The sequence below is a fragment of the Enterobacter cloacae complex sp. 372C4 genome (assembly GCF_050030615.1).
GTDB lineage: Bacteria > Pseudomonadota > Gammaproteobacteria > Enterobacterales > Enterobacteriaceae > Enterobacter > Enterobacter intestinihominis.
The window spans coordinates 1,202,641-1,229,319 of record NZ_JBLGUQ010000001.1 but is presented as its reverse complement, the minus strand read 5'-3'; the positions used below and the strand labels follow the sequence as shown (position 1 = coordinate 1,229,319).

26 protein-coding genes and 1 tRNA gene are annotated in these 26,679 nt (G+C 55.8%); 16 read left to right on the top strand and 11 right to left on the bottom strand.

The window, feature by feature from the left end; all coding sequences use genetic code 11:
- The first annotated feature begins 172 nt into the window (after positions 1–172).
- The 6 genes from lsrA to lsrG are packed head-to-tail and all read left to right on the top strand — an operon-like array spanning position 173 to position 5,858.
- Entirely contained in the window at positions 173–1,660 is a 1,488-nt protein-coding gene (gene lsrA / locus ACQG11_RS05870; protein WP_426728883.1) for an autoinducer 2 ABC transporter ATP-binding protein LsrA, read from the top strand.
- Positions 1,657–2,688 (top strand): autoinducer 2 ABC transporter permease LsrC, encoded by a 1,032-nt coding sequence (lsrC, locus tag ACQG11_RS05865; RefSeq protein WP_426728241.1) that lies wholly within the window; start codon positions 1,657–1,659, stop codon positions 2,686–2,688. Before lsrA ends, lsrC begins: the two co-directional genes overlap by 4 nt.
- Positions 2,689–3,666: an autoinducer 2 ABC transporter permease LsrD gene (gene lsrD / locus ACQG11_RS05860; RefSeq protein WP_022649461.1), complete on the top strand. Its 978-nt coding sequence runs from the start codon at positions 2,689–2,691 to the stop codon at positions 3,664–3,666.
- Between the two features lies 1 nt (position 3,667).
- On the top strand, positions 3,668–4,669 hold the full coding sequence (gene lsrB, locus ACQG11_RS05855) for an autoinducer 2 ABC transporter substrate-binding protein LsrB (RefSeq protein WP_023307027.1): 1,002 nt from the start codon (positions 3,668–3,670) through the stop codon (positions 4,667–4,669).
- A gap of 11 nt (positions 4,670–4,680) precedes the next feature.
- Positions 4,681–5,568 (top strand): 3-hydroxy-5-phosphonooxypentane-2,4-dione thiolase, encoded by an 888-nt coding sequence (gene lsrF, locus ACQG11_RS05850; protein WP_426728240.1) that lies wholly within the window; start codon positions 4,681–4,683, stop codon positions 5,566–5,568.
- Positions 5,565–5,858, top strand: a complete 294-nt coding sequence (gene lsrG / locus ACQG11_RS05845; protein ID WP_022649458.1) for a (4S)-4-hydroxy-5-phosphonooxypentane-2,3-dione isomerase — start codon at positions 5,565–5,567, stop codon at positions 5,856–5,858. The genes lsrF and lsrG overlap by 4 nt, the downstream gene beginning before the upstream one ends.
- A gap of 195 nt (positions 5,859–6,053) precedes the next feature.
- On the opposite strand, the gene ACQG11_RS05840 is transcribed toward lsrG, so the two are convergent.
- Positions 6,054–6,743 carry a B3/B4 domain-containing protein gene (locus tag ACQG11_RS05840; protein WP_063150231.1) on the bottom strand — a complete coding sequence of 230 codons (690 nt, stop codon included), beginning with the start codon at positions 6,741–6,743 and terminating at the stop codon, positions 6,054–6,056.
- Positions 6,744–6,785: 42 nt separating this feature from the next.
- On the opposite strand from ACQG11_RS05840, the gene ACQG11_RS05835 reads away from it, so the two are divergent.
- Positions 6,786–7,388: a helix-turn-helix domain-containing protein gene (locus tag ACQG11_RS05835; RefSeq protein ID WP_045308009.1), complete on the top strand. Its 603-nt coding sequence runs from the start codon at positions 6,786–6,788 to the stop codon at positions 7,386–7,388.
- A gap of 85 nt (positions 7,389–7,473) precedes the next feature.
- On the opposite strand, the gene ygjG is transcribed toward ACQG11_RS05835, so the two are convergent.
- Positions 7,474–8,853, bottom strand: coding sequence for a putrescine aminotransferase (ygjG, locus tag ACQG11_RS05830; RefSeq protein WP_022649457.1), 1,380 nt, complete (start codon positions 8,851–8,853; stop codon positions 7,474–7,476).
- Between the two features lie 422 nt (positions 8,854–9,275).
- Here ygjG and ACQG11_RS05825 point away from each other — a divergent pair, with 422 nt between their 5' ends.
- Together ACQG11_RS05825 and ACQG11_RS05820 are read left to right on the top strand one after the other, a co-directional pair.
- Positions 9,276–10,796, top strand: coding sequence for a methyl-accepting chemotaxis protein (locus ACQG11_RS05825; RefSeq protein ID WP_199160285.1), 1,521 nt, complete (start codon positions 9,276–9,278; stop codon positions 10,794–10,796).
- Between the two features lie 239 nt (positions 10,797–11,035).
- Positions 11,036–12,595 carry a methyl-accepting chemotaxis protein gene (locus ACQG11_RS05820; protein WP_022649455.1) on the top strand — a complete coding sequence of 520 codons (1,560 nt, stop codon included), beginning with the start codon at positions 11,036–11,038 and terminating at the stop codon, positions 12,593–12,595.
- Here ACQG11_RS05820 and ACQG11_RS05815 read toward each other — a convergent pair.
- Complete coding sequence (locus ACQG11_RS05815) at positions 12,592–13,086, bottom strand: PadR family transcriptional regulator (protein WP_063841069.1); 495 nt, start codon at positions 13,084–13,086, stop codon at positions 12,592–12,594. The two genes, ACQG11_RS05820 and ACQG11_RS05815, sit on opposite strands and share 4 nt — an antisense overlap.
- 145 nt (positions 13,087–13,231) lie before the next feature.
- On the opposite strand from ACQG11_RS05815, the gene ACQG11_RS05810 reads away from it, so the two are divergent.
- Positions 13,232–13,996 (top strand): siderophore-interacting protein, encoded by a 765-nt coding sequence (locus ACQG11_RS05810; RefSeq protein WP_032626343.1) that lies wholly within the window; start codon positions 13,232–13,234, stop codon positions 13,994–13,996.
- Here ACQG11_RS05810 and ACQG11_RS05805 read toward each other — a convergent pair whose 3' ends face one another.
- Complete coding sequence (locus ACQG11_RS05805) at positions 13,997–15,166, bottom strand: DNA repair protein (protein WP_426728239.1); 1,170 nt, start codon at positions 15,164–15,166, stop codon at positions 13,997–13,999.
- A gap of 456 nt (positions 15,167–15,622) precedes the next feature.
- Positions 15,623–16,114 (bottom strand): Hcp family type VI secretion system effector, encoded by a 492-nt coding sequence (locus ACQG11_RS05800; protein ID WP_045327447.1) that lies wholly within the window; start codon positions 16,112–16,114, stop codon positions 15,623–15,625.
- Between the two features lie 205 nt (positions 16,115–16,319).
- Between ACQG11_RS05800 and ACQG11_RS05795 the strand changes: the two genes are divergently transcribed.
- From ACQG11_RS05795 to ACQG11_RS05780, 4 genes are all read left to right on the top strand, one after another.
- Positions 16,320–16,712, top strand: a complete 393-nt coding sequence (locus ACQG11_RS05795; RefSeq protein WP_003862589.1) for a polymorphic toxin type 44 domain-containing protein — start codon at positions 16,320–16,322, stop codon at positions 16,710–16,712.
- On the top strand, positions 16,690–17,154 hold the full coding sequence (locus ACQG11_RS05790; protein ID WP_023307019.1) for a hypothetical protein: 465 nt from the start codon (positions 16,690–16,692) through the stop codon (positions 17,152–17,154). Before ACQG11_RS05795 ends, ACQG11_RS05790 begins: the two co-directional genes overlap by 23 nt.
- 543 nt (positions 17,155–17,697) lie before the next feature.
- On the top strand, positions 17,698–18,891 hold the full coding sequence (locus ACQG11_RS05785) for a DUF1441 family protein (RefSeq protein WP_426728238.1): 1,194 nt from the start codon (positions 17,698–17,700) through the stop codon (positions 18,889–18,891).
- A complete protein-coding gene (locus ACQG11_RS05780; RefSeq protein ID WP_426728237.1) occupies positions 18,875–19,057 on the top strand; it encodes a hypothetical protein in 183 nt (60 codons plus the stop codon). The genes ACQG11_RS05785 and ACQG11_RS05780 overlap by 17 nt, the downstream gene beginning before the upstream one ends.
- A gap of 89 nt (positions 19,058–19,146) precedes the next feature.
- Here the strand turns inward: ACQG11_RS05780 and ACQG11_RS05775 are convergent, their stop codons facing one another.
- Positions 19,147–19,500, bottom strand: coding sequence for a hypothetical protein (locus ACQG11_RS05775; RefSeq protein WP_426728236.1), 354 nt, complete (start codon positions 19,498–19,500; stop codon positions 19,147–19,149).
- Positions 19,501–19,840: 340 nt separating this feature from the next.
- A tRNA-Ile gene (locus tag ACQG11_RS05770) sits at positions 19,841–19,916 on the bottom strand.
- Positions 19,917–20,040: 124 nt separating this feature from the next.
- Here ACQG11_RS05770 and mug point away from each other — a divergent pair.
- Positions 20,041–20,547 carry a G/U mismatch-specific DNA glycosylase gene (gene mug, locus ACQG11_RS05765; RefSeq protein ID WP_023298636.1) on the top strand — a complete coding sequence of 169 codons (507 nt, stop codon included), beginning with the start codon at positions 20,041–20,043 and terminating at the stop codon, positions 20,545–20,547.
- A 100-nt stretch (positions 20,548–20,647) separates the two neighbouring features.
- Here mug and rpoD read toward each other — a convergent pair whose 3' ends face one another.
- The 3 genes from rpoD to rpsU all read right to left on the bottom strand — a co-directional run bounded on the left by rpoD (position 20,648) and on the right by rpsU (position 24,722).
- Positions 20,648–22,492 carry an RNA polymerase sigma factor RpoD gene (gene rpoD / locus ACQG11_RS05760; RefSeq protein WP_006812010.1) on the bottom strand — a complete coding sequence of 615 codons (1,845 nt, stop codon included), beginning with the start codon at positions 22,490–22,492 and terminating at the stop codon, positions 20,648–20,650.
- A 153-nt stretch (positions 22,493–22,645) separates the two neighbouring features.
- Positions 22,646–24,391, bottom strand: coding sequence for a DNA primase (dnaG, locus tag ACQG11_RS05755; protein WP_003862574.1), 1,746 nt, complete (start codon positions 24,389–24,391; stop codon positions 22,646–22,648).
- Positions 24,392–24,506: 115 nt separating this feature from the next.
- The gene (rpsU, locus tag ACQG11_RS05750; protein WP_001144069.1) at positions 24,507–24,722 is read right to left on the bottom strand and encodes a 30S ribosomal protein S21; all 216 of its coding nucleotides are present in this window, start codon (positions 24,720–24,722) and stop codon (positions 24,507–24,509) included.
- A 236-nt stretch (positions 24,723–24,958) separates the two neighbouring features.
- Here rpsU and tsaD point away from each other — a divergent pair, with 236 nt between their 5' ends.
- Positions 24,959–25,972 carry a tRNA (adenosine(37)-N6)-threonylcarbamoyltransferase complex transferase subunit TsaD gene (tsaD, locus tag ACQG11_RS05745; protein ID WP_284097915.1) on the top strand — a complete coding sequence of 338 codons (1,014 nt, stop codon included), beginning with the start codon at positions 24,959–24,961 and terminating at the stop codon, positions 25,970–25,972.
- An 87-nt stretch (positions 25,973–26,059) separates the two neighbouring features.
- On the opposite strand, the gene ureG is transcribed toward tsaD, so the two are convergent.
- Positions 26,060–26,677, bottom strand: a complete 618-nt coding sequence (gene ureG / locus ACQG11_RS05740; protein WP_023298635.1) for an urease accessory protein UreG — start codon at positions 26,675–26,677, stop codon at positions 26,060–26,062.
- Between the last annotated feature and the right edge of the window lie 2 nt (positions 26,678–26,679).

Here is a 26,679-nt window from a genome sequence, read left to right as displayed (position 1 = left end):
GCGGCGTGAAAATGTGAGCCACGCGACAAAACGGATCTTTTCGATCCTTTCCGGTTTATCTGAATCTCAATCGATAAAACTGTGATCCCTGCACGGTTGTAAATATAGTTCACCGTCTACGCTTTTGAACATTATTAAATCTAAAAATCATTTGTTCAATAGCGGAGCGATGATGACACCACTTCTCGAGGCACGTGACATCTGCAAACAGTTCTCTGGCGTGCCTGTGTTAAAAGGCATTGATTTCACGCTGCTTGCTGGGCAGGTGCATGCGCTGATGGGCGGTAACGGCGCGGGAAAATCGACGTTGATGAAAATCATCGCCGGGGTTGAAACGCCGGATCGCGGTGAGCTTTCGGTTGCGGGCGAGTCTTTTGCACGGCTTACCCCGTCGCAGGCGCACCGGTTAGGCATTTATCTGGTGCCACAGGAGCCGCTGCTTTTCCCCAACCTGACGGTGCGGGAAAACATCCTGTTTCGTCTGCCGCGCGAACGAGATCGGGAAAAGCGGCTGGCGGAGAAACTCCAGCAGCTGCAATGTCAGCTTAATCTTGATGCCGCTGCCAGCACTCTGGAAGTCGCGGATCAGCAGATGGTGGAGATCCTGCGCGGGCTGATGCGCAACGCCAGAATTCTGATCCTCGACGAACCCACGGCATCGCTCACGCCGGGCGAGACCGAACGCCTGTTTCGCCAGATCCGCGCGCTGCAGGATCTCGGCGTTGGCATTGTTTTTATCTCGCACAAGCTGCCGGAAATTCGCATGATTTCGAGCCACGTCTCGGTGATGCGCGACGGCGCGGTGGTGCTGAGCGGCGAAACCGCGCAGTTTGACGATAACGCCCTGATCGCCGCGATGACGCCGGTCAGCCGGGAAAAGTCGCTAAGCGATACGCAAAAGCTGTGGCTGGCGCTGCCGGGCAACCGCCGAACCCAGGCGCAGGATTTCCCGGTGCTGCGGGTGGAGGATCTCACCGGGGAAGGGTTTATCGATCTCAGCCTTGAGATTTACGCCGGGGAGATCGTCGGTCTGGCCGGGCTGGTGGGGTCCGGGCGTACCGAGTTTGCCGAAACGCTTTACGGCCTGCGTCCGGTACGCGGCGGGCGAGTGTGGCTGGAGAACCAGGAGATCACCGCCGATCCGGTCAGTTCCCGTCTGGAAAAAGGGCTGGTTTATCTGCCGGAAGACAGGCAGGTGTCCGGCCTGTTTCTCGACGCGCCTGTCCGCTGGAACACGGTGGCGCTGAACGAGCCGTCGCTCTGGCAGCAGCGAAAGCGGGAGTCTGCGGTGGTGGAGCGTTACCACCGGGCGCTGGGGATCAAGCTCAACCATGCGGATCAAACCGTGCGCACGCTCTCCGGTGGTAATCAGCAGAAGGTGCTGCTGGCGCGCTGTCTTGAGGCCAATCCGCTGCTGCTGATCGTCGATGAACCGACGCGCGGCGTGGATGTATCGGCGCGCGCCGATATCTACCAGCTGCTGAAAAGCGTAGCGGCGCAGAACGTGGCAGTGCTGATGATCTCAAGCGATCTCGATGAGTTTCCCGGCCTCGCGGATCGGGTGCTGGTAATGCATCAGGGCGTGCTCAGCGGCGAACTGCCGCGCCAGGCCGTCAGCCTCGATCGGATGATGGCGCTGGCGTTTGGAGGGCAATCATGAAGATCTTACTGAAAAACCGCGAGCTGAGCGCGTTTCTCGCCATTCTGGCCCTGTTCGCCGTGCTGGTGGCGCTGAACCCGTCCTACCTTAGCTTACAGACCCTGGGGATGATCTTCGCCAGTTCGCAGATCCTGATTTTGCTGGCCATCGGCGCGGCGCTGGTGATGCTGACCCGCAATATCGACGTCTCCGTCGGCTCCACCGTCGGGCTGTCCGCCATTGCCGTCGGCGTGGCGCTGAACGGCGGCTACAGTCTGCCCGTTTCCATTCTCTTCGCGCTGACGATTGGCGCGCTGGCGGGAGCGTTCAACGGTTTTCTGGTGGTGGGGCTGCGCATTCCAGCGATTGTCGCCACCCTCGGCACGCTGGGGCTGTATCGCGGAGCGATGCTGCTGTGGACCGGCGGGAAGTGGATTGAAGGGCTGCCGCCGGGGCTGAAATCCCTCTCTGAGCCTGCCGCCGTCGGCATTTCTCCGCTCGGCATTGTGGTGTTGATAATCGTGGTTACAGGCGCGTGGACATTGTCGCGCACCGCCTTTGGCCGTGATTTCTACGCCGTGGGGGATAACCTCGCCGCCGCACGTCAGCTGGGCGTGGCGGTGAACCGCACGCGGATGCTCGCCTTCACCCTCAACGGCATGCTGGCGGCCTGCGCCGGGATCGTCTTTGCCGCGCAGATTGGCTTTGTGCCCAACCAGACCGGCAGCGGGCTGGAGATGAAAGCCATCGCTGCCTGCGTGCTGGGGGGCATCTCGCTGCTGGGCGGCACCGGCACGCTGGTCGGTGCGTTCCTCGGCGCGTTCTTCCTCACCCAAATCGATACCGTGCTGGTGCTGTTCAGGCTCCCGGCGTGGTGGAATGACTTTATCGCCGGGCTGGTGCTGCTGGGCGTGCTGGTGCTCGACGGGCGTCTGCGTCAGGCACTGGCGCGGCATCAGCGGGCGCTGAAATACAGCCGTTTCCAGCCCGGTAACAAAGGGGGAAAGCACGTCACCCCGTTTCCCAAACGCAAAAAAGAGGTGGCGTGAATGAGGCTTAACTGGGAAAGCGCGCTGCTGATTTTACTGGTGCTGGAGATCCTGCTCTTCGGCGCCATCAACCCGCGCATGCTTGATATCAACATGCTGCTGTTCAGCACCAGCGACTTTATCTGCATTGGCATCGTGGCGCTGCCGCTTACGCTGGTTATCATCAGCGGCGGGATCGACATCTCCCTCGGCTCAACCATCGGCCTGTGCGCCATCGCGCTGGGGGTGATGATGCAGGCCGGGTGGCCGATGGCGGTTGCCATCCCGCTGACGCTGTTGCTCGGCCTGCTGTGCGGGCTGGTGAATGCGGCGCTGATCCACTACACCGGCATCAGCCCGTTGGTCATTACCCTCGGCACGCTCTACCTCTACGGCGGCGGGGCGCTGCTGCTCTCCGGCATGGCGGGGGCGACGGGCTACGAGGGGATCGGCGGCTTCCCGGACAGCTTTACCGCCTTCGCTAACCTCACGGTGATGGGCCTGCCGATCCCGCTGGTGCTGTTCGCGGTGATTACCGCTTTCTTCTGGCTGATTACCCATCGCGGGCGCTTTGGTCGGCATCTGTTTTTAATTGGCCAGAATCCGCGCGCGGCGCGCTATGCGGCGCTGTCGGTGAACGGTATGCCGTATGCGCTGTACGGCCTGGTGGGCGTGGCCTCGGCGATTGCCGCGCTGGTGATGGTCTCCTATTTCGGCTCCGCGCGTTCGGATCTGGGGCGCGATTTACTGATGCCTGCGCTCACCGCCGCCGTGCTCGGCGGAGCGAATATCTACGGCGGCTCAGGTTCGGTTGTCGGTACGGCGCTGGCGGCGCTGCTGGTGGGGTACCTGCAACAGGGTTTACAGATGGTTGGCATCCCCAACCAGGTGTCGAGCGCGCTGTCAGGGGCGCTGCTGGTTGTGGTGGTGATGGGGCGTTCGCTGAGTCTGCACCGTGAATGGGTGCGTTCTCTCTTCAGAAAACTATCCGGAGCGTAAGATGAAAACAAAACTGCTCGTCCTGGCAATGGCCCTCAGCTTCGCTTCGGCGCAGGCGGCGGACCGCATTGCCTTTATCCCAAAACTGGTGGGTGTGGGATTCTTCACCAGCGGCGGCAACGGCGCGAAAGAGGCGGGGAAAGAACTTGGCGTGGACGTGACTTACGACGGCCCGACCGAGCCGAGCGTCTCCGGCCAGGTGCAGCTGATCAATAATTTCGTCAACCAGGGCTATAACGCCATCATCGTCTCTGCCGTGTCGCCGGACGGTCTCTGCCCGGCGCTGAAGCGCGCGATGCAGCGCGGCGTGAAGGTCCTGACCTGGGATTCCGACACCAAACCGGAGTGCCGCAGCATTTACATCAACCAGGGCACGCCGGAACAGCTGGGCGGCCTGCTGGTGGAGATGGCAGGCAAGCAGGTCACCAAACCGAACGCGAAAGTGGCGTTCTTCTACTCCAGCCCCACCGTCACCGACCAGAACCAGTGGGTGAAAGAGGCGAAGGCCAAAATCGAGAAAGACCATCCCCAGTGGCAGGTCGTCACCACGCAGTTTGGCTATAACGACGCCACTAAATCCCTGCAAACCGCCGAGGGGATCTTAAAAGCCTATCCGGATCTGGATGCGATCATCGCCCCGGACGCCAACGCCCTGCCAGCCGCGGCACAGGCGGCGGAAAACCTGAAGCGGGAAGGGGTGGCGATTGTCGGCTTCAGCACGCCAAACGTGATGCGTCCGTACGTTGAGCGCGGCACGGTGAAAGCCTTCGGCCTGTGGGACGTGGTGCAGCAGGGCAAAATTGCGGTCAATGTCGCCGATCGTTTGCTGAAAAAAGGCGATCTTAACCCTGGCGACAGCGTGGAGGTGAAAGATATCGGGACGCTGAAGGTCGAGCCGAACAGCGTGCAGGGCTACCAGTATGAGGCGAAGGGCAACGGCATTGTGCTGCTGCCGGAGCGGGTGGTGTTCACCAAAGAGAACATCAACAAATACGATTTCTGACGGGGGAGCAAATGGCTGATTTAGACGACATCAAAGACGGCAAGGATTTTGGCATCGGTACGCCGCAGCAGAATGTGCCGTACACCCTGAAGGGCTGCGGTTCGCTCGACTGGGGCATGCAGTCCCGGCTTTCGCGCATTTTCAACCCGCAGAGCAACCGCACGGTGATGCTGGCCTTTGACCACGGTTACTTTCAGGGACCGACCACCGGCCTTGAGCGTATCGATCTCTCCATCGCGCCGCTGTTTGGCGAAACCGACGTGCTGATGTGTACCCGCGGCATCCTCAGGAGCCAGGTACCTGCCGCGACGAACAAACCGGTGGTGCTGCGCGCCTCCGGCGGTAACTCGATTCTGGGCGAGCTGTCTAACGAGTGCGTGGCGGTGGCGATGGAAGACGCGCTGCGCCTGAACGTCTGCGCGGTGGCGGCGCAGGTCTATATCGGAAGCCCGTTTGAACATCAGTCGATCAACAACATCATCAAGCTGGTGGATGCGGGAGCGCGTTACGGCATGCCGACGCTGGCGGTGACGGGCGTGGGTAAAGATATGGCGCGCGAAGCGCGCTATTTCTCGCTCGCCAGCCGCATCGCTGCCGAAATGGGGGCCCAGTTCGTCAAAACCTACTACGTGGACGAGGGCTTTGAAAAAGTGACCGCCAGCTGTCCGGTGCCGATTGTTATCGCGGGCGGCAAAAAGCTGCCGGAGCATGAGGCGCTTGAGATGTGCTGGCGGGCGATTGACCAGGGCGCGTCCGGCGTGGATATGGGGCGCAACATCTTCCAGTCCAGCGCGCCGCTCGCCATGCTGAAGGCGGTGAAGAAAGTGGTTCACGAGAACATGAGCGCCCGTGAGGCGTTCCAGTTCTGGCAGGAAGATAAACAGGGAGAAGCAAAATGAACGTGACGCTGGTGGAAATCAACATCAAACCCGAGCGGGTGGATGAGTTTCTGGAGGTATTTCGCGCCAACCACGAGGGAGCGATCCAGGAGCCGGGCAACCTGCGCTTTGACGTCTTGCAGGACCCGAGGGTGAAAACCCGGTTCTTTATCTATGAGGCTTATAAAGACGAAGAGGCGGTGTTGGCGCATAAGCAAACGCCACACTATCTGGCGTGCGTGGACAAGCTTGAAGAGTTGATGTCAGAGCCGCGCAAAAAACGCTGCTTTGTGGGGTTGTTGCCGGAGTAGCGTTTTGCCCGGTGGCGCTGCACTTACCGGGCCTACGGGGGCGAGAGGGGGCGGTGTTTGCCCGGTGGCGCTACGCTTACCGGGCCTACGGGAGGATGGTGCGGTGTTTGCCCGGTGGCGCTGCACTTACCGGGTCTACGGGTACGGGGGGGTTGATTTTGTAGGCCGGGTAAGCGAAGCGCCACCCGGCGTTGTTCACGCCAGCTCCAGCAACTGAACACGCGCCGTCGCGCCCGGCATCAGCTTTTGCAGATTGCTCACCAGCTCATCGCCAGCTTCCTGTAATGCCGCCAGCGGCATCGACGGCAGGCTTTCGAGAATAAACCACATGGACTGCGCCTGGCTGTCCAGACGCGTGCGTATCCCCTGTCGCCAGTTCCAGCGGCGGCAGGTGACGCCAAGATCGTCACGCCAGATAACTTCGCCTGGTTCCGGGTTTTCGACTACCGGCTCACCCTCTTTAAAGGTATCAAACGGCTCGCTGCCGTCGGCCAGCGTCAGGCGCGGCTCACCCGCGTAAGCCGCCAGATTTTCTCCCCCCACCGGAATAGCGTAGCGGATGCTGATGGCATTATAGATATCCACCACCGGGTCGAGCGGCGGCAGCGAACCGTCTCTCATCACGCGCTTACGCAGAGCCGAGGCCGAGCAGGGCGTACGTTTGGGTTTTGCACCAAAGGCTTTAAACACCTCATCCCAGGCGGCGAGATGATTTTCTGCCCAGGGCACATCATCATTGAGCATCTGCTGGCAGACCTGCGCCAGCGCGGCGGGAGCAACCTCCGGTTGGGTGATCGGGGCGGCTTCAACCTGAATGCTCAACGCCCGAAAGCCGGGCGCGATCCCGACAAGTCGCGAATCTATTGACGGTGCTACAAGAGACATAAATAATCCTGTATTGACTGTTTTATACCATGGTAGTGACCAATGACTGATAAAGTCAATATAATGACCGACGCGGGCGCCGATGTTGCCCAGGTAAGCCTGGCCGTCGCGAACCGTATCCGCAGCTGGCGGAAAGAGAAAAAACTGTCGCTGGACGAGCTTTCTCGCCGCGCCAGCGTCAGCAAAGGCATGCTGGTGGAGATCGAAAAAGGGGCTGCCAACCCCAGCATTGCCATTCTGTGTAAACTGGCCGCCGCGCTTGGCGTTTCGGTGGCAGATATCGTTAATGTCTCCAGCGAGCCGCAGGTACACATTATTCAGGAAGAGGCGATCCCGGTTCTGTGGCAGGGCGCACAGGGCGGTTACGCCAGATTGCTGGCAGGCACCGCAGGCCCGGACATGATTGAGCTGTGGCAGTGGGAGATGCATCCGGGAGAAACGTTCACCTCTCCGGGACATCCGGCGGGAACGTTTGAGCTGCTGCACGTGAACGAAGGCGTATTAACCCTGACGGTGGACGAGACGGTGGCACAGGTTAATGCTGGCGCGTCGGCGGTGGCGAAAACGGAAGCGGCGCACGGCTATGCCAATGAAAGCGATACCGTGCTTCGCTTCACCATGACGGTGGCAGAGTTTCACCGATAAAAAGCAGCCCGGTGGCGCTGCGCTTACCGGGCCGACATCTGCAGTATGTTGTAGGCCGGGTAAGCGTAGCGCCACCCGGCGTTTTTTACGCCTCTTCCACGCTCACCCGCAGCGCCGCCAGCGCCTTACGCGCCGCCTTCAGCACCTGCTCACACTGCTCAATGGTGAGCGTCAACGGTGGCTCAATGCGGATGGTTTTCGAGTTGTTGAGCGTTCCCGCCACCAGTACCCGCTGGCGGAACATCTCGCTTGCGAAGCTATAACCGGTTTCGTTATCAACGAACTCAATCGCCATCAGCATCCCTTTCCCGCGCGCATCCTGTACCAAATCCGGGTATTCCCGGCCCAGCTGACGGAAGCCGTCCAGCAGCATGTCGCCTTTCTGCTCCGCCTGCGCAGGCAGGTTTTGCTCCAGCAGCACGTTGATGGTGGCCAGCGCTGCCGCACAGGCCAGCGGGTTACCGCCAAAGGTGGTGGTATGTAAGAACGGGTTGTCGAATAGCACCGAGAAGACCTCCTCAGTGGCGACCGTTGCGCCAATCGGCATCACGCCGCCGCCGAGCGCTTTCGCCAGGCATAAAATGTCTGGCTGAACGTTCTCATGCTCGCAGGCGAACATCCTGCCGGTGCGCCCCATCCCGGTCTGCACTTCGTCGAAGATCAGCAGCGCGCCAAACTCATCGCACAGCTGACGCACGGCGGGCAGATAGCCCTGCGGCGGGAGGATCACCCCGCCTTCGCCCTGAATCGGCTCCAGGATCACCGCCGCCACGTCGTCGCCGGTTTTACGGCATTCACTCAGCATGGTGCGCATGGCGTTGATGTCGCCGAACGGTACGTGGCGGAAGCCCGGCAGCAGCGGCATAAACGGTTTGCGGAAGGTGGATTTGGCGGTCGCCGACAGTGCGCCCAGGGATTTCCCGTGGAACGCGCCGCTGGTGGCGATAAAGGTGAATTTCCCGCGCGGCGACTGGTACGCTTTGGCGAGTTTAATCGCCGCTTCGACCGATTCGGTGCCGCTGTTGCTGAAGAAGCTGTATTTCAGCTTACCGGGCGTTAAGGCTGCCAGCGTTTTCGCGAGCATGGCGCGAAGCGGATCGAGCAGTTCCTGGCTATGGAGAGGTTGTTTCGCAAGTTGATTCTGTACGGCGGAAACCACAACTGGATTACGGTGCCCCACGTTGAAAATACCAAAACCACCCAGGCAATCGATAAACTCCTGTCCCTGGGTGTCGACAAGCGTATTCAGACTCCCCGCTTGCCACTCTACGGCTCCGTAATCCCCGCCGGCGGTAACAGATTTGCGATACTCCAGAAAACCAGGATTCACATGCTCTTTAAAGTAATCAATGACCTCACGGTTAAGTTGTTTCATCTCCTCATGATCAAGCGTTCGCTTTTCAATGAGATTCAGTGCGTGCGCGGTACAGGCAAGAGCCGAGGCGCTGGAAGGTAACCTGTTCAAAATATGCTCCCGGGGATCGCGTATCACATGATACTGAGTTAAGTATTGCAGGGATTACGCCACCTCAGATGCCTTAACAAAAATCGGGATAAACGCCAGGTGAAATCAAAGTTGCACAATATTTAATCATGCCATCGCGCGCCGCACGGGATAAGGGATAACGAGCCGGGGATGGGGTTTCGTCAATTGCACTGCTCCAGGGCAGGAAATGCGCCTTAAGTGTGCGCCGGGGGATCATGCTTTGTAGGTAGTTTCGTGTCGAAAGTATTTTAAATCAATTAATTAGAAAAGCGTACGAAAAGTGCGGTTTAACCGAGATTTGCGATCTCAATCATATTTAACAACTAAAGATAAATTTTTTATCGCCGAAAAAACATAAGCCACAAAATTAACATTCAAATAACCTGCAAGGGATGCTCACTATGTCCTCTCCTGACTATGTCACCCAGAATGAATATCCGCTGGACGATGACACCACGCTTATGTCGACCACCGACCTCCACAGCTACATGACCCACACTAACGACACCTTTGTGCAAGTGAGTGGCTTTACGCTTCAGGAGTTGCTCGGGCAGCCGCACAACATTGTGCGCCACCCGGATATGCCGAAAGCGGCTTTTGCCGACATGTGGTACACGCTGCAAAAGGGCGAGCCCTGGAGCGGGATTGTCAAAAACCGACGTAAAAATGGCGATCACTATTGGGTACGCGCCAATGCGGTACCGATGGTGCGTAACGGCCAGATGACGGGCTATATGTCCATTCGTACCCGCGCCACCGAGGACGAGATCGCCGCGGTGGAGCCGCTTTATAAGGCGCTCAATGAAGGACGTAGCAAAAAACGCATTCATAAAGGGCTGGTGGTGCGCAAAGGCTGGCTCGGCAAATTACCGGCGATGCCGCTGCGCTGGCGCGTGCGTAGCGTAATGGCGGTACTTTTTGCGGTGATGGCCGCAACGCTGGTTGCCAGTTCCGCGGGCTGGGCTTCGCTGGTGGCGGCAGCCGTGGTGATGCTGCTTGGCACCCTGGTATTTGAGCAACAGATTGTCCGCCCGGTGGAAAACGTCGCACGGCAGGCGCTCAGGGTCGCTACCGGCGAGCGTAACAGCGTGCAGCATCTTAACCGCAGCGATGAACTGGGGCTGACGCTGCGGGCCGTCGGACAACTGGGGCTGATGTGCCGCTGGCTGATCAACGACGTCTCCAGCCAGGTGGTGAGCGTGCGCGACGGCAGCGACAGGCTGGCGCAGGGTAATGAAGATCTCAACGACCGCACGCGCCAGACCGTGGCTAACGTGCAGCAGACCGTGGCAACAATGAACCAGATGGCGGCGTCGGTGCAGAGTAACTCTGAGACCGCAGCCGAAGTCGACAAGCTGTCGATGGCTGCCAGCAGCGCGGCCACGCAGGGCGGCACCGTGATGCAGACCGTGGTGAAAACCATGGATGACATTGCCGACAGTACCCAGCGCATTGGCTCTATTACCTCGCTTATCAATGACATCGCCTTCCAGACCAATATTCTGGCGCTGAACGCCGCGGTTGAGGCGGCACGCGCGGGCGAACAGGGGAAAGGCTTTGCGGTGGTGGCGGGCGAAGTGCGTCATCTTGCCAGCCGCAGCGCGAACGCGGCTAACGATATTCGCAAGCTGATCGACGCCAGCGCCAGCAAAGTGCAGTCGGGCGCCGATCAGGTCCACGCCGCGGGACGTACCATGGATGATATTGTCGAGCAGGTGAAAAACGTCACGCAGCTTATCGCGCAGATCAGCCACTCCACCTCCGAGCAGGCGACAGGCCTGACAGAGCTGACCCGTGCCGTGGCAGAACTGGACAGCATTACGCAGAAAAATGCTGACCTGGTCGAAGAGAGCGCGCAGATTTCCGCGATGGTTAAGCACCGGGCCGGACGTCTTGAAGATGCGGTTACCGTGCTGCATTAAGAAATGCATGCTTCGATAAAGCCGTTTATTCCTCCGGGGTAAACGGCTTTTTTGTTTTTCAGAATAAGTTATGTTGTTAATGAAATATTAAGTAACTAAAAAAAGTACCCGATTTTTAATTGCTACGCCCCGGATTTATTGAAAGTGATAAATAAAAAAACGATCAAAGTCATAAAGTTAGCGCGTTTCCTACCGATAACAGCGATCGTCTGAGAAATAATCACATCGATGGGGTAAATATGTTCATACATGACGTAAAGATCGGCACGAAATTATTTCTGGCGTTTGGATTATTTATTGTCCTGATGGTCGTCAGCGCAAGCTTGTCTCTGATGAGCCTGAATCGGGCAAACAATGGAATGCAAACCATTCTTACCAGCGACTATCCAACTACGGTAAAAGCGAACCAGTTAATCGACAACTTCCAGGAATTTATCAGCACGCAGCAGCTCATGCTGCTGGACGAACAGGGAATGTACACGACGCAATCAGAACAGCGTCTGAAGGCGATAAGCGAGCGCATCACCGCAATCCTGAGCGAGCTGGACAACGCTCTCAAGGATAAAAAATCCCAACAGGTGCTGGCGGACATCCACGGCGTACGCCAGCAATATCTTGACTCACGCTACCGCATTTTGCAGGCCGTGCAGAATAACGACCGTGCGGGCGCGATAAACGAGATGATGACCAACACCCTGGACCTGCAACAGTCTTATAAAGCGAAAGTGCAGGCGCTGATTGCGATCCAGGATCATGAAATGCAGAGTGCGGGCGAGCAGGTGGAAGGCGATTTCCGCACTAATCGTCTGCTGCTGATCCTGATTACGCTTTTCAGCGTCGCGGCAGCCAGCCTGACTGGCTGGTTCATTGTGCGATCCATTACCCGCCCGCTGAACGACGCGGTAAATTTTGCGGAGGCCATCGCCGATGGCGATCTCACCGGCAGCATTACCTCGCACGGTAAAGATGAAACCGGACTGCTCCTCACCGCATTGATGGAGATGAAAACGCGCCTGCTGGAGATTGTGCAGCAGGTGCAAACCGGATCGGAAAACATCTCCAGCGCCGCCGCGCAGATTGTCGCAGGCAACCAGGATCTGGCTGCCCGCACGGAGGAGCAGGCCAGTTCCGTTGAGCAGACGGCCGCGTCGATGGAGCAGATTACCGCCACGGTGAAGAACACCGCGTCCCACACCGGAGAAGCGACGAACCTGTCTGCCGATGCGGCTGCCGTGGTCAAAAACAACGGCGAGATGATGAAGCAGGTCACCAGCAAAATGCGCCTGATTAACGAAACATCGAACAGGATGTCCGACATTATCGACCTGATCGACGCCATTGCCTTCCAGACCAACATTCTGGCGCTGAACGCGGCGGTCGAAGCGGCGCGCGCAGGTGAGCATGGTCGCGGCTTTGCGGTGGTGGCGGGCGAGGTACGCCAGCTCGCGCAGAAAAGTGCAACATCTGCGAGTGAGATCCGCCAGCTGATTGAAAGCTCCACAAGCCAGACGCAGGACGGCATGAACCTTGTGGAGAAAGCCAGCGGGCTTATCAACGGCATGGTCGGCAACGTGGAAGAGATGGACGTCATCCTGCGTGAAATTCGCCAGGCCAGCCATGAACAGACGGAAGGTATCTCGCAGATCAACAGCGCGATTGGCCTGATAGACGCCACCACCCAGCAGAACTCCGCGCTGGTGGAGGAGTCCGTTGCGGCGGCGGCATCCCTTAACGAACAGGCGATGCACCTGAAAGAGCTGGTCCGCGTGTTCCGCGTGAGCGACGGCGTGCTGGCTTAATCCAGCTGGGAGATCTCCAGTGCCGCGCGGTCAATCACGCCGATAATCTGTTTTAACTGCGCGTCGCTGAGTTCTCCCTGATTAACCTTCAGATCCAGAACCGCTTTGAAGTTATCCAGCGCCCGCTTCATCTGTGGGTTTTTGCGCAGCTGGAACCCGACGGAGCGCGCCTTGATACGCGTCTGGATCTGCTCCAGCTGTTCCCGATTGTCATCCAGCCATTGCTGCCCGGCGGCGTTAATTGCAATCCGCTTACGGCCGTTCTCTTCTTCGGTAATGGTGATCAGCGCCTGATCCTGCAAGTAATCCAGCGTCGGGTAGATCACGCCAGGGCTTGGCGTGTAATGTCCCTGCGTCAGGTTTTCGATCTCTTTGATCAGCTCATAACCATGGCTCGCGTTGCGGGTCAGGATATCCAGGATCACCAGCCGCAAATCACCATGGCCAAAAAATCGTGGCCGGCGTCCGCCGCCGTCGTGTTGGTGTCGCATGTTTCTTCCTCAATTTGATATATCTAAACTATATCTAAGATATATTCAGATGCAATCTAAAAGATCTTGATTTCTGAGTTAATAGCAATCATTATCATTAAAAATTCATTCCGATATATCGTATTCACCTGAGAAGGGCATCAACATGGCATCTACCCGTTACCCTCAACGTGTCCGCAATGACCTGCGTTTTCGTGAGCTGAACGTGATGCGCACTGAGCGAGTCAGCGCAGGATTTCAGCGCATTGTACTAGGCGGCGAGGCGCTGGAGGGCTTTAGCTCTCGCGGCTTTGACGACCATACCAAAGTCTTTTTCCCGGCACCGGGCACCCCTTTCGTGCCGCCTGTGGTGACCGATGAAGGCATCGACTGGGGCGACGGGGTGCGTCCGCAGGCGCGTGACTACACCCCGCTGTACGATGACGAAAAACACGAGCTGGCGCTCGATTTTTTCGTGCATGATGGCGGCATTGCCAGCAACTGGGCGGTGGAGGCGAAGGTGGGCGACAAGCTGACCATCGGCGGTCCGCGTGGTTCGCTGGTGGTGCCGGAAGATTACGCCTGGCAGTTGTACGTGTGCGACGAGTCGGGTATGCCCGCGCTGCGTCGCCGTTTAGAAAGCATCGCAAAACTGCCTGTTCCCCCGGCGATCCACGCCATCGTTACCGTGGGCGATGCGGCGTACCAGGACTATCTGGCGCACCTGAGCGGGTTCAACATCACCTGGGTTATCGGCCACAACGAGCAGGCGGTAGCCGACCATCTTGCAGCGCTGGCCGTGCCGGAAGAGGATTACTTTATCTGGCTGACCGGAGAGGGGAAGGTGGTGAAACGCCTGAGCCGTCAGTTTGAAACCGACGCAATTGACCCACAGCTGGTACGTGCCAGTGCGTACTGGCACGCCAAATAATCAGGCTGCGGGATCCAGCTGCGCTTCGCTCACCTGATGTTCGAGCGAGGCGCATACCTCTCTCAGCGCTTTCTCCTGCTGGGCAAAGTAGGCTTCCATATTGCTGAGCGACGAGACGAGCAGCCAGGACTCTTCCTTCTCCAGCTCTGCCAGCTCGTTCACCAGGGTGTCGATTTGCTCACGCACCTGCGCCATTTTTTTGCGAATACGTTCCAGGTCGTTCAGCCTGTCGCTCGCCATCATCGGTTCAAACCCTTGTTGCAGACGGGCGACCAGCGAGCGAATGGCCTTCACGTCGCCGCGCTGTTTGGCCTGGTTGAGTTGCACCATCATCCTGTTGGCTTCCTCTTTTAAATCATCGGCAACCAGATCCGGGTGGCATAGCTTGCTCGCCTGACGCCAGAGCCGCTTCAGCTCGTTCCGATCCTCTTCAGAGAGAGCCTTGCCTTTACGCAGGCGCACCTCGGCATCATGATGCTGTTCGCGATACTTTTTGTACTCTTCGTTGGCCTCATCGCGCGCCTGACGTGCTGGCTCTTCTTCACGCGTTAAACCGGTCTCCAGCTCCATCGCTTCGGCCAGTAGGTTGGCAATCAGATTACTTTGCTGCTGAAGATGCTTGCGCGCCTCTGCCGCCTGAACGGAATCCGCAGGCAGATCTCGCCAGCGCCGGGTGAGCGTTGTCAGAACCTCTACGGCCTGCGCCATATAGCCCTGGCAGCGGCGGTAATCCTCTTCCCGACGACGCGTCTCCGCCTGCTGACGACGCAGGTTAAGCTCCGCCAGCGTTTTACGCAGGGCGAGGATCTGCTGCATCAACGGCCCGAGGCGGGAGAAATAGAGATCGTTGAATTCATCAAGCTGCTGTACCCGGGCGTTACGGCGATCAATCAGATCGCGCAAGCGCTCTTCCAGAGCTTTCAGCTCCAGCGTGCTGGCCGCCAGCTGCGGGTCACGCCACGGGGTAACGGCGCGCTGGCTTTGCAGCCAGGCGGTGATAGCGCGAAGGGCTGCGGTGTAATTTTTCTGCTCAAGCGCCGCGACGATGGACAGGAGATTATCGTCAAAGGCTTCCTCTTTGAGACGTTTCAACTGGCTCCGGATGATGTCGTCATCTTCCAGCTCAATGGCATTTTTAATGATTTCTAGCCGTTTGATCGGTGTGCTCATGATGCCTTTCGCTCTGGCGCTTAAGTATTTGAGTTAAGGTTAGTTGTTGTAAAAGCTAAAGGAAATAATACACACGGATGATGATCGGCGCGATGGGGGATTTCTTTAGTTTTTAGGGTTTGTGAAAGAGTGAGAGTTATTGAATCTTCCTTCTGGAACGGGGAGCACGGGGTTAAATGTGACCTTAGAGTTCACTTTTGAATGCGTGAGCCGAGAAACTCGAAAATTTGGGGTTCTGGAGGCATGCAGCGGCAGCGGTACGCCGCAATAACTGCCAGAGAATGCTTAACAGCATTAAGCATGATTAAAATACCCCAAATGTATAAAAAGTGCGGAGAGCTGGCACCAGGTGATCGCGCGGGGTGTTGCCATTGAGGGGAGGCTACGTGCTGGCAAACCGAGGGGGCGAAAGAATTGGCACTAAAAACAATACAGGGCGGATTAACCGCCCTTTTTTTACGCTGTAACCCGCTCGTTCCACGCGTCCGAGTATTGGATGTTCCCATCGCAATACTTCCAGGTGATCCGCTCATAGCGGAGCTGTATTCCCTCATTATGATTGTGTATCTGTAACGCTGGCTCTTTACAGTTATGCATGACGGGGTTAATGCTGACTACCCGGACGTTTTCAAGCAGCATATTGAAATATTCAACCTCCTGGCCCGCATCGTTGATTTTATACCACTTGATCTCTGCGCTTTTCAGCGTTTGACCGGTGGCTACCGCTTTGTAGAGATACGGGCTGGAGCTATCAAACTCTTTTTCAATTACGAGCGGCGCATGTAAGCGCGTGCCGGTGATCTTGCCTGTGTTGTTATCGGTCGGAACTAACAAGCCGTGACTAAAAGAGAGGATCTCTATACTACCTTCTCTATTTTGAACATCCACAGATCCCTTAATCGGGTTGCCGCCATCATCCTTAAGCCATAGATAAGCAGGAATAGCCATTTTTAAAACTCCATTTCCATTAGGGTAAACCCTCATTAATGACTAAATACGGATCGTAGGTGATACAAATTGTGTTATAGGTTCGTGTTATTTAATTTCGTTACTTATTGATGTTGCAAATAAAATTAATAAATTGATCTTCAGCAATACGCGTTACCGTTATTGCTCTTATGTTGCCCTTTTTGCCTGGCAGAAAGGAAGAACGATGGCATGTATACCGATTTATCCACCCCGCGGGCTGGAGATATTGCGCGAACACATAAGGCTCGCGCGGGCGCGTCACGAAGTCCAGAATATGGCCGCCCCGCTTACGTATACGTGGTTTTATGAGCGAGTAAGAAACGGCGGGCCGTGGGATTACAAACAACAAAAACGGGCTTATGCTGACTTCGGGAATTTCCATTACGGCGCTGTGGGTTATGCAGCGTGCATCCCTGCAAAGATTTTGCTTATTGCTGCCGGCGCGGCGCAGTGGAAAGCCGGCACATCAAGACCCGAATGGGGTAATTTCACGGGGGCCCCGCCGTTTGGTGATGATCCGATTGACCAATTTTGGATAAAGCAAGGCATCGACTATGTTAAACAGCATCACTTTTAGGACGCTGCACTGGATCGCCACTATTCTTATGGCCCTGGCGGTCGCGGGGTACTGTTATTTCCAACATATACAGCGTTTAACTGTTAGTGATCGGCTATATCAAGTTCGCCAGCTCACGCCCCGGACCTGGTTATACATTACTGAGTATGACGGCTCGAACATGACCACCGGGGAAGTGTATCGTTATTTTTTAGCGAGTAAGATTGACGGTGATCCGCTGGTGGCTCTCGAAAAACAACATATCGCGCCCACGCTTACAGCGAATACCGCCCGCGCAAAAGTTGAAGGCATAGGCAACAATATCTCATTTACTGTTCACGGCACAGTGTACAGCTTTACAACGTCCGCATTTTTTTATGATGCTGAGGGAATAGCGGCCGTGCCGTCAATTGACTTAACGGCCCGCGGCGAGAGCTGGGACAAGGGGAAATTTAGTCGATAGATAAATATTTATTTAAAAATCCCTTGCGGTCGGGTCAATGACCCGATGAGCAGCGTGTAAGTTTTCACGGCGTATCCGTAGCCGTTCATGGGGCAGAAGTACATTCTGGTTGTCCACCGGGTTCGAACAGGGTTATTGCCCCGCCCGGCCCTTGCTGTATTTGGTGGCCCCTGCTGGACTTGAACCAGCGACCAAGCGATTATGAGAATGGCGATAACATCTTACCTGAACATACTTTGTCATAATAAATCAATTACTTAACTAATATATTGACACTGTATAAATAACCAGAAATACTCTATTTTACCTGCTTATGGCACCCCCACGGCACCCCCAGATTCGGACCCCCGTGCCCACATCAACGCGCACAACGGTAATATCGTTGGTGATTCAGTTCGTGCAGCGATTGAGGCTCGTGTCGGTCTCAGGGAGGCGGAGAAAGACAACCGCTACAATGGTTATGCGCTGAAAGAACTGGCGCGCGCCTCCCTTCAGGATCGCAGTATCAGTATTGCGGGTAAAAATGTCGTGCAGATGGTGGGCATGGCATTTACACACTCATCAAGTGATTTCAGTTTTATCCTAAGCGATGTGGCGAATAAATCCATGCTTCAGGGCTGGGCTGATTCCCCTGAAACGTTTGACAGGTGGACTCGAGCCGGGAATCTGCCAGATTTCAAACCGGGACACCGTGTCGGCCTCGATACGTTCCCACGCCTGCGTGAGGTTCGTCCGGGGGCGGAGTACAAATACGCTACCATCGGCGAGAAGGGAGAAAAAATTATACTGGCCACTTACGGCGAACTGTTCAGCATCGATCGCCAGAGCATCATCAATGACGATCTGTCTGTGTTGTCCACCATTCCGATGTCGATGGGACGAGCAGCAAAAGCAACCGTAGGGGATCTGGTCTATGCCGTATTGCAGAATAATCCGGCGCTGAGTGACGGCTTGCCGCTGTTTGGCGTCGAACACAATAACTATGTTGCTGGTGAATTGTCTGTTGATAATCTGGCCTCTGCACGCGCTCAGATGCGCCTACAGAAAAGTCAGGCCGGGCAGGTGCTTAATATTGTCCCTAAATTCCTTATTGTCCCCGCTATTCAGGAAGCGTTAGCAGAGACCATTATCCGCTCTATTTCTGTGCCGGGCTCATCCAACAGCGGAACACATAACCCGGTAAGGGATACGCTGGATATTGTCGTTGAGCCGCGTCTTGATGGCGTGGATGAGGATGCGTGGTATCTGGCTGCTGCACAGGGCAGCGATACTATTGAGGTGGCGGAGATTTTGGGGCGCGATCGTAAATCCGTCGCCGCGATAGCCAGACCATTGAAGCCGACGCCGGACAGCAGCAAGACCCGGAAAAATTACACCGTTCGTACTTTGCTGCAGGCGCTCGGCAACCCGCAGGATCTGGACGTAAACCAGATGACCCCGGCAGAACGGCGAGCGCACTGGCAGGCAGAAAATGAGCGATTGAAGTATGAGGCGGCCAGGCGATTCTTGATACCGGCTGAAGAATGCGCCCGTGAGTTCAGAGCGATAGCCAGGGGGACTATCATGACACTTGAAACCCTGCCCGATATTCTGGAACGTGATTGTGCCCTTTCGAATCAAGCTGTTACGCGAATGGTTGAAGTGATTGACAAGTTTCGCGATCATCTGGCTGTGGAACTGATGAGCGATAAATTTTATGACGATATAGAGGAAAAAACGGATGGCGAAAATGAATGATGTGAGGATTACACAGGCCGAAATTGCACGAGATGCCAGACTGAGCCCGGAGTATGTGGAAGCGATAATGGCGCACTATGAGCCGCTGGGAACCAATGAGGCAGGCGAGCCGCTTTATTCAATTGTTCAAATGTGTGCTGCGATCCTTCGAGGCACCCAGATGTAACTGACGTACAACCCAGCTATACCCAAAACTCAATTCCTGAAAAAAGGGCTGCAATATGCATAATTGCGGCAGCCCACGACAGCATTAGCTTACTTTAGTGGGTATTGTTCTGGGAATGCGCTAGACATTTGAATCAGTTCGTTGGTCCAGGCTAAAACTAAGCATAGGCCTAGGTTACGGACACCCCACTTTCTTGACTCATTCCCTGCGTAGCCATCATAAAGGCTGAGCATCCGCTCTTCATAGATATCTTCAAATTTAATGTCTTCATCCAAGTGAAGACTGAGATCAATATCTTTGCCGCAGCGTTTTTTTAGGAACTTTAAAAGCTGTTTGCGTTCGATGGCATTATGAACTTCTTCGATTGTAATGTCGTTGTACTTCCCTGAGTCGATAAGGGAGTTGATATGGAGAATCAAAAGTGTCAGATACGTTAGTTTCATTTAGGTCTCACTAAAGAAGGTTATTGATTGCATCACGTTGATTTACACGCCAAACCAGTTTGCACTTCTTCGAACGTGTGCTCAATACCCGCTTCGATATACCGCATTTTTAACGTACCAATTTTCCCCGCTATACACGTGTAGATTGGGCGATAGTGGTACGAAACAGAACACCTTTTCTAAATATACGCCTGTATATTTAACCTATATGTGCCGATTTTGGGATGATACATAAGTGATCCGACCAAACGACTTTTACCCCGCAATACCTGCGCATGGCACCCCCACGGCACCCCCAAAAAACAAAAGGACTCACGATTTATCGTAAGTCCTTGATATTTGGTGGCCCCTGCTGGACTTGAACCAGCGACCAAGCGATTATGAGTCGCCTGCTCTAACCACTGAGCTAAGGGGCCGTGGCGGTGAATTATAAAGTAACTCCCCTCATCAATCCAGCCATTCACACCTGCCTGCTGTTTTTATAAACAACGCATAATCAATCCTTTATACTTATCTTAAGATGCATAGACAGGAGTAGAGATGATCAATGATATTCTGGCCCCTGGCCTGCGGGTGGTGTTCTGCGGAATCAACCCGGGCAAGTCCTCGGCGCACACCGGTTTTCACTTTGCTCATCCGGGAAATCGCTTCTGGAAGGTGATCCACCAGGCCGGTTTTACCGACAAACAGCTTAAGCCGGAAGAAGAGCAGCAGCTGCTGGATACGCGCTGTGGCATCACCATGCTGGTCGAGCGTCCAACGGTGCAGGCGAGCGAAGTAAATCTGCATGAGCTGCGTACTGGCGGGCGGGAACTGGTGAAGAAGATTGAAGACTACCAGCCCGCGGCGCTGGCGATCCTCGGCAAGCAGGCCTACGAGCAGGCGTTCAGCCAGCGCGGTGCGAAGTGGGGTAAGCAGAACATTACCATTGGCGTAACGCAGGTTTGGGTGTTGCCGAATCCGAGCGGGCTGAACAGGGCGACGCTGGACAAGCTGGTGGAGGCGTATCGGGAACTTGATGAGGCGCTGGTGGTGAGGGGGCTTTAGCTCCTCTGCGGCCTGATGCCCTCACCCTGGTCCTCTCCCACAGGGAGAGGGAATAAACAAAAAAAGCTCCCGATTGGGAGCTTTTCCATTTCAGGACCGATTAATCGTCCAGGAAGCTACGCAGCACTTCAGAGCGGCTCGGATGGCGCAGCTTACGCAGCGCCTTCGCTTCGATCTGACGGATACGTTCGCGGGTCACGTCAAACTGTTTACCCACTTCTTCCAGCGTGTGGTCGGTGTTCATGTCGATACCGAAACGCATACGCAGCACTTTCGCTTCACGGGCGGTCAGGCCAGCCAGCACGTCGTGCGTAGCGGCACGCAGGCTCTCGGTGGTGGCAGAGTCCAGCGGCAGCTCGAGGGTGGTATCCTCGATGAAATCACCCAGATGCGAATCTTCATCATCACCGATTGGCGTTTCCATGGAGATTGGCTCTTTAGCGATTTTCAGCACTTTACGGATCTTGTCTTCCGGCATCAGCATGCGTTCAGCCAGCTCTTCCGGCGTCGGCTCGCGACCCATCTCCTGCAACATCTGGCGAGAAATACGGTTGAGCTTGTTGATGGTCTCAATCATATGCACCGGAATACGGATGGTGCGCGCCTGGTCTGCGATAGAGCGGGTGATCGCCTGACGGATCCACCAGGTAGCATAGGTGGAGAACTTGTAACCACGACGGTATTCAAACTTATCTACCGCTTTCATCAGACCGATGTTGCCTTCCTGAATCAGATCCAGGAACTGCAGGCCACGGTTGGTGTATTTCTTGGCGATAGAGATAACCAGACGTAAGTTCGCTTCAACCATCTCTTTCTTAGCACGGCGGGCTTTCGCTTCACCGATAGACATACGACGGTTGATGTCTTTCACCTGCTCGATGGTCAGGCCGGTCTCTTCTTCAATCTGATGCAGCTTTTGCAGGCCGCGCTGTACGTCTTCTTTCACGTCGTGCAGCTTTTCAGACCACGGCTTGTTCATCGCGATAGCGGCGTTGAACCAGGTTTCGCTGGTTTCATTGCCGGTGAAGAGGGTGATGAAATTCTTCTTCGGCATTTTGCACTGTTCAACACACAGCTTCATGATGATACGTTCCTGGGTACGTACGCGATCCATCATCACGCGCATGCTGTTCACCAGGTAGTCGAACTGTTTTGGCACCAGGCGGAACTGTTTGAACACTTCCGACAGCTTAAGGATCTCTTCCTGAGCGGCAGCATGGCTGCGGCCTTTCGCTTTGATGGTGTCACGCGTCACTTCGTACTGAGTACGCAGCTCGGCAAACTTCTCGCGCGCCAGTTCAGGGTCGATGCTGTTGTCGTCGTCGCTGCTGTCGTCGTCTTCTTCTTCATCTTCGTCTTCGTCGTCATCCATCTCTTCCTGAGACAGCTCAGAACCGACGTGAGTGGCGGTTGGCGCCATATCTTCTTCAGCGTTCGGGTCGACAAAGCCAGTGATCAGATCGGACAGACGCGCTTCTTCCGCTTCAACGCGATCGTACTGCTCCAGCAGATAGGTAATCGCTTCCGGGTATTCGGCAACAGAGCACTGAACCTGGTTGATCCCGTCTTCGATGCGTTTTGCGATGTCAATTTCGCCTTCGCGGGTCAACAGTTCAACGGTACCCATTTCACGCATGTACATGCGGACCGGGTCAGTGGTACGCCCGATTTCAGATTCCACGCTGGACAGTACCTGTGCAGCAGCTTCTTCCGCATCTTCGTCAGTGTTGTTGGAGGTTTCAGCCAGCAACAGATCATCGGCATCCGGTGCTTCTTCCATCACCTGAATGCCCATGTCATTGATCATTTGGATGATATCTTCGATCTGATCTGAATCGACGATATCTTCCGGCAGATGGTCATTGACCTCGGCATAGGTCAGATAGCCTTGCTCCTTACCGCGTTGGACAAGAAGTTTCAGCTGTGACTGCGGGTTTTGCTCCATAAGACGGTATCCACACTTAATTCGTTTGATTGGTGTCGGCGATAGGGCTGCCAACCTTTAAAGCGAGGGCGTACTTATATTTTTGCCGCTGCCTCTCAGTGCGGCTGCCGGGGGCTTCCCGATCGATATTCGGCACTTAAGCCGTTAAATTTTTTATTTCTTCGCCAGTTCCTGGTTAATCATCCAGAGCTCCCGGCGTTCTTCGCTGCTTAAGCCATGGGTGCGCTCGCGAGCTATCAACTCTTCCTGGCGCAACTCAAGCATCGAATCAAACATATGGTTGAGTGAGTCGGTGAACGTTTTTTCTGCGATATCCTTATCTGCTATATCGTCCCACATCGACAGTTTTTCAAGGGTAGCGGCCTCTTTTGTGCCGCGATAATGCTCTAAAAGTTGTCCGGTGGTCAGACCTGGCTGCGACAAACAAGTGTTGACCAATTCTGAAAATAAGCCAAGTCCGGGCAATTTTTCGTGGTTCAAACCCGCCAGTGACGGCACTTGCGGAGCAAGTTCGGGGTTTTGCACCAGCAACCCTATCAGTATACGCATGGTTGTGCGTTTTAGCTGAGGCGCGGGGCGTACCGTGCCGTTTTCAGCCTGTTTAGGCATTAAACGTTCAAGCTGGCTGTCATCCAGAATGCCGAGCTTGTTGCCTAACTCCTGACGCAGATAGATGCGCAGCGTTTCGCCGGGCACCTGGCTGATTAACGGCAACGCCAGCGTGCTGAGCTGCGCGCGCCCGTCAGGGGTACTCAAATCCACCTGCGGCATCAGGCTGTTAAACAGAAACGTGGAGAGCGGCTGAGCCTGCTCCATCCGCGCTTCAAATGCCGCTTTGCCCTCTTTACGCACCAGCGTATCCGGGTCTTCACCGTCGGGCAGGAACATAAAGCGTAGCTGACGCCCGTCGGTCATATACGGCAACGCGGTTTCCAGCGCTCGCCAGGCGGCGTCGCGTCCTGCGCGGTCACCGTCGTAACAGCAAATCACGTTGTTGGTGACGCGGAACAGCAACTGGATATGGTCCGCCGTGGTGGACGTTCCCAGCGACGCAACGGCATAGTTAATGTCGTACTGCGCCAGCGCAACAACATCCATATAGCCTTCGACGACCAGAAGACGCGGAGGTTCCGCATTATCCTGCTGTGCCTCATAAAGACCGTAAAGCTGGCGGCCCTTATGGAAAATATCGGTTTCCGGGGAGTTAAGGTATTTCGGCAGGGCATCACCCAGCACGCGACCACCAAAACCTATCACCCGGCCACGCTTGTCGCGGATCGGGAACATCACCCGTTCACGGAAGCGGTCGTAGCTTCGTCCCTGGTCGTTGGTGACCAGCATGCCTGCGTCGATGAGGGATTTACGATCTTCGCTATTGCCGCCAAAACGCTTTAACACGTTGTCCCAGCCGGGCGGGGCGTAACCAATAGCGAAACGCGCAATCACATCGTCGCTCAGTCCGCGCTTGTTCAGATACTGACGCGCAGGCTCAGCCGCAGAGTGCTTAAGAGACTGTTGGTAAAACGAATTCAGGCCATCCATCAACTGATATAGCGTTTGCCGCTGATGGCGCTCGATCTGACTTGGCCCACTGCCTGCTTCATACGGCACTTCAAGGTTATGCATCGCCGCCAGCTCTTCGACGGTTTCAACGAACTCGAGCTTATCGTAGTTCATCAAAAAATCGACGGCATTACCGTGTGCGCCACAGCCGAAGCAATGGTAGAACTGCTTTTCACCGTTTACGGTGAAAGAGGGGGTTTTTTCGTTATGGAACGGACAGCACGCATGGTAGTTCTTGCCCTGCTTTTTTAGCTTCACCCGCGCGTCGATGAGATCGACGATGTCGGTTCTGGCAAGCAGGTCATTGATGAAAACGCGTGGGATTCTTCCGGCCATATGCCCCAAAAATTTAAGCGACTTATAAACGAAAACAAGCCGCGCATTCCTTCCGGAAGCACGGCCTTACGACTACAACTCTGTCTGTCAATTGAGGGCTGTGGCCCTCAACAGATTAGTACAGACGAGTACGGCGTGCGTTTTCGCGAGCCAGTTTCTTCGCGTGACGTTTCACAGCGGAAGCTTTAGCGCGCTTACGTTCGGTCGTTGGTTTTTCATAAAACTCACGACGACGAACTTCAGCCAGAACACCTGCTTTCTCGCATGAACGTTTGAAGCGACGCAGTGCTACGTCGAACGGCTCGTTTTCACGTACTTTAATTACCGGCATGTAACTCTCACCTTTAATAAATTCGGTTTGCCGCTGGCATCAACGCCAGCTTATTTCAAAATGGTGCGGAATTTTACTGCAAATGCTGCTGCTTTGTAAAGCACCGATGCGATTTTGAAAGGGACTTTTATAAGGGGGAAGAGTATACACGAGGCTTCTTCCTGGGGCGAACAAAGTTTTACATCAACCCGCCCAGGCTCTACACTGCGCGGTATTGAAACGAGGTAAAACAAGTCATGCGTGTACTGGGTATTGAAACATCCTGCGATGAAACCGGCATCGCGATTTACGACGACGAAAAAGGGCTTCTGGCCAACCAACTGTATAGTCAGGTGAAATTGCACGCTGACTACGGCGGCGTCGTGCCTGAACTGGCCTCTCGTGACCACGTGCGTAAAACGGTTCCCCTGATTCAGGCGGCACTGAAAGAGGCCGGGTTAAGTGCAAAAGATATTGATGCCGTGGCCTATACTGCAGGACCGGGCCTGGTTGGCGCGCTGCTGGTCGGCGCAACGGTAGGGCGTTCGCTGGCCTTCGCGTGGGACGTTCCGGCCATTCCGGTTCACCATATGGAAGGACATCTTCTGGCTCCGATGCTAGAAGCCAATCCGCCAGCGTTCCCGTTTGTGGCGCTGCTGGTCTCCGGCGGTCATACGCAGCTGATTAGCGTAACGGGCATTGGCAAGTATGAACTGCTGGGCGAATCGATCGACGACGCGGCCGGTGAAGCCTTCGACAAAACCGCCAAGCTGCTGGGCCTGGATTATCCTGGCGGCCCGATGCTGTCGAAAATGGCCGCGCAGGGAACGGAAGGGCGCTTTGTCTTCCCGCGTCCGATGACCGATCGTCCGGGGCTGGATTTTAGTTTCTCCGGTCTGAAAACCTTCGCGGCGAACACCATTCGCAATAACGACGACAGCGAGCAGACGCGTGCCGACATCGCCCGCGCGTTCGAAGATGCGGTGGTGGATACGCTGATGATCAAGTGCAAGCGTGCGCTGGATCAGACGGGCTTTAAGCGCCTGGTGATGGCCGGTGGCGTGAGCGCCAACCGTACGCTGCGCGTGAAGCTTGCCGAAATGATGCAAAAGCGTCGTGGGGAAGTGTTCTACGCGCGTCCGGAATTTTGTACCGATAACGGGGCGATGATCGCCTACGCCGGGATGGTGCGCCTGAACGCTGGCGCCACGGCTGACCTGAGCGTGTCCGTGCGTCCGCGCTGGCCGCTGGCGGAGCTGCCTGAGGCGTAAGTCTTTTGCCCGGTGGCGCTGCGCTTACCGGGTCTGCAAAAATCGTAGGCCGGGTCAGGCGAAGCCGCCACCCGGCAATAAACCGCACTACATCCGCAGCATCCCTTTCTCTTCCAGAAACGCAATAATCGTCGCCAGCCCGTCACCCGCCTTCAGGTTGGTAAAGGTCCACGGACGCTCGCCGCGCATGCGATTAGTGTCGCGCTCCATTACCTCCAGCGACGCCCCCACGTACGGCGCGAGGTCGGTTTTATTGATCACCAGAAAATCGGATTTGGTGATCCCCGGCCCGCCCTTGCGCGGGATTTTTTCCCCTTCGGCCACGTCGATCACGTAGATGGTGAGGTCCGCCAGCTCCGGGCTGAAGGTCGCGCTCAGGTTATCCCCACCGCTTTCGACGAAGATCAGATCCAGATTGCCGAACTTCTCGCTCAAGGCTTCCACCGCTGCCAGGTTCATTGAGGCATCTTCGCGGATGGCGGTGTGCGGACAGCCGCCCGTTTCCACCCCTACGATGCGCTCTGGCTCAAGCGCACCCGCCTCGGTCAGGATGCGCTGATCCTCTTTGGTGTAGATATCGTTAGTCACCACCGCAAGATGATAGGTGTCGCGCATCGCCTTGCAGAGCGCTTCCAGCAGGGCGGTTTTGCCCGACCCTACCGGGCCGCCCACGCCAACGCGCAGGGGATGTTTGTAATCAGCCATAT

What these genes read in the sequence shown, in the direction of transcription:
- lsrA (WP_426728883.1), top strand. Translation starts at nt 173, where the DNA reads ATGACACCACTTCTCGAGGCACGTGACATCTGCAAACAGTTCTCTGGC.
- lsrC (WP_426728241.1), top strand. Translation starts at nt 1,657, where the DNA reads ATGAAGATCTTACTGAAAAACCGCGAGCTGAGCGCGTTTCTCGCCATT.
- lsrD (WP_022649461.1), top strand. Translation starts at nt 2,689, where the DNA reads ATGAGGCTTAACTGGGAAAGCGCGCTGCTGATTTTACTGGTGCTGGAG.
- lsrB (WP_023307027.1), top strand. Translation starts at nt 3,668, where the DNA reads ATGAAAACAAAACTGCTCGTCCTGGCAATGGCCCTCAGCTTCGCTTCG.
- lsrF (WP_426728240.1), top strand. Translation starts at nt 4,681, where the DNA reads ATGGCTGATTTAGACGACATCAAAGACGGCAAGGATTTTGGCATCGGT.
- lsrG (WP_022649458.1), top strand. Translation starts at nt 5,565, where the DNA reads ATGAACGTGACGCTGGTGGAAATCAACATCAAACCCGAGCGGGTGGAT.
- ACQG11_RS05840 (WP_063150231.1), bottom strand. Translation starts at nt 6,743, where the DNA reads ATGTCTCTTGTAGCACCGTCAATAGATTCGCGACTTGTCGGGATCGCG.
- ACQG11_RS05835 (WP_045308009.1), top strand. Translation starts at nt 6,786, where the DNA reads ATGACTGATAAAGTCAATATAATGACCGACGCGGGCGCCGATGTTGCC.
- ACQG11_RS05825 (WP_199160285.1), top strand. Translation starts at nt 9,276, where the DNA reads ATGTCCTCTCCTGACTATGTCACCCAGAATGAATATCCGCTGGACGAT.
- ACQG11_RS05820 (WP_022649455.1), top strand. Translation starts at nt 11,036, where the DNA reads ATGTTCATACATGACGTAAAGATCGGCACGAAATTATTTCTGGCGTTT.
- ACQG11_RS05815 (WP_063841069.1), bottom strand. Translation starts at nt 13,086, where the DNA reads ATGCGACACCAACACGACGGCGGCGGACGCCGGCCACGATTTTTTGGC.
- ACQG11_RS05810 (WP_032626343.1), top strand. Translation starts at nt 13,232, where the DNA reads ATGGCATCTACCCGTTACCCTCAACGTGTCCGCAATGACCTGCGTTTT.
- ACQG11_RS05805 (WP_426728239.1), bottom strand. Translation starts at nt 15,166, where the DNA reads ATGAGCACACCGATCAAACGGCTAGAAATCATTAAAAATGCCATTGAG.
- ACQG11_RS05800 (WP_045327447.1), bottom strand. Translation starts at nt 16,114, where the DNA reads ATGGCTATTCCTGCTTATCTATGGCTTAAGGATGATGGCGGCAACCCG.
- ACQG11_RS05795 (WP_003862589.1), top strand. Translation starts at nt 16,320, where the DNA reads ATGGCATGTATACCGATTTATCCACCCCGCGGGCTGGAGATATTGCGC.
- ACQG11_RS05790 (WP_023307019.1), top strand. Translation starts at nt 16,690, where the DNA reads ATGTTAAACAGCATCACTTTTAGGACGCTGCACTGGATCGCCACTATT.
- ACQG11_RS05785 (WP_426728238.1), top strand. Translation starts at nt 17,698, where the DNA reads ATGGCATTTACACACTCATCAAGTGATTTCAGTTTTATCCTAAGCGAT.
- ACQG11_RS05780 (WP_426728237.1), top strand. Translation starts at nt 18,875, where the DNA reads ATGGCGAAAATGAATGATGTGAGGATTACACAGGCCGAAATTGCACGA.
- ACQG11_RS05775 (WP_426728236.1), bottom strand. Translation starts at nt 19,500, where the DNA reads ATGAAACTAACGTATCTGACACTTTTGATTCTCCATATCAACTCCCTT.
- mug (WP_023298636.1), top strand. Translation starts at nt 20,041, where the DNA reads ATGATCAATGATATTCTGGCCCCTGGCCTGCGGGTGGTGTTCTGCGGA.
- rpoD (WP_006812010.1), bottom strand. Translation starts at nt 22,492, where the DNA reads ATGGAGCAAAACCCGCAGTCACAGCTGAAACTTCTTGTCCAACGCGGT.
- dnaG (WP_003862574.1), bottom strand. Translation starts at nt 24,391, where the DNA reads ATGGCCGGAAGAATCCCACGCGTTTTCATCAATGACCTGCTTGCCAGA.
- rpsU (WP_001144069.1), bottom strand. Translation starts at nt 24,722, where the DNA reads ATGCCGGTAATTAAAGTACGTGAAAACGAGCCGTTCGACGTAGCACTG.
- tsaD (WP_284097915.1), top strand. Translation starts at nt 24,959, where the DNA reads ATGCGTGTACTGGGTATTGAAACATCCTGCGATGAAACCGGCATCGCG.
- ureG (WP_023298635.1), bottom strand. Translation starts at nt 26,677, where the DNA reads ATGGCTGATTACAAACATCCCCTGCGCGTTGGCGTGGGCGGCCCGGTA.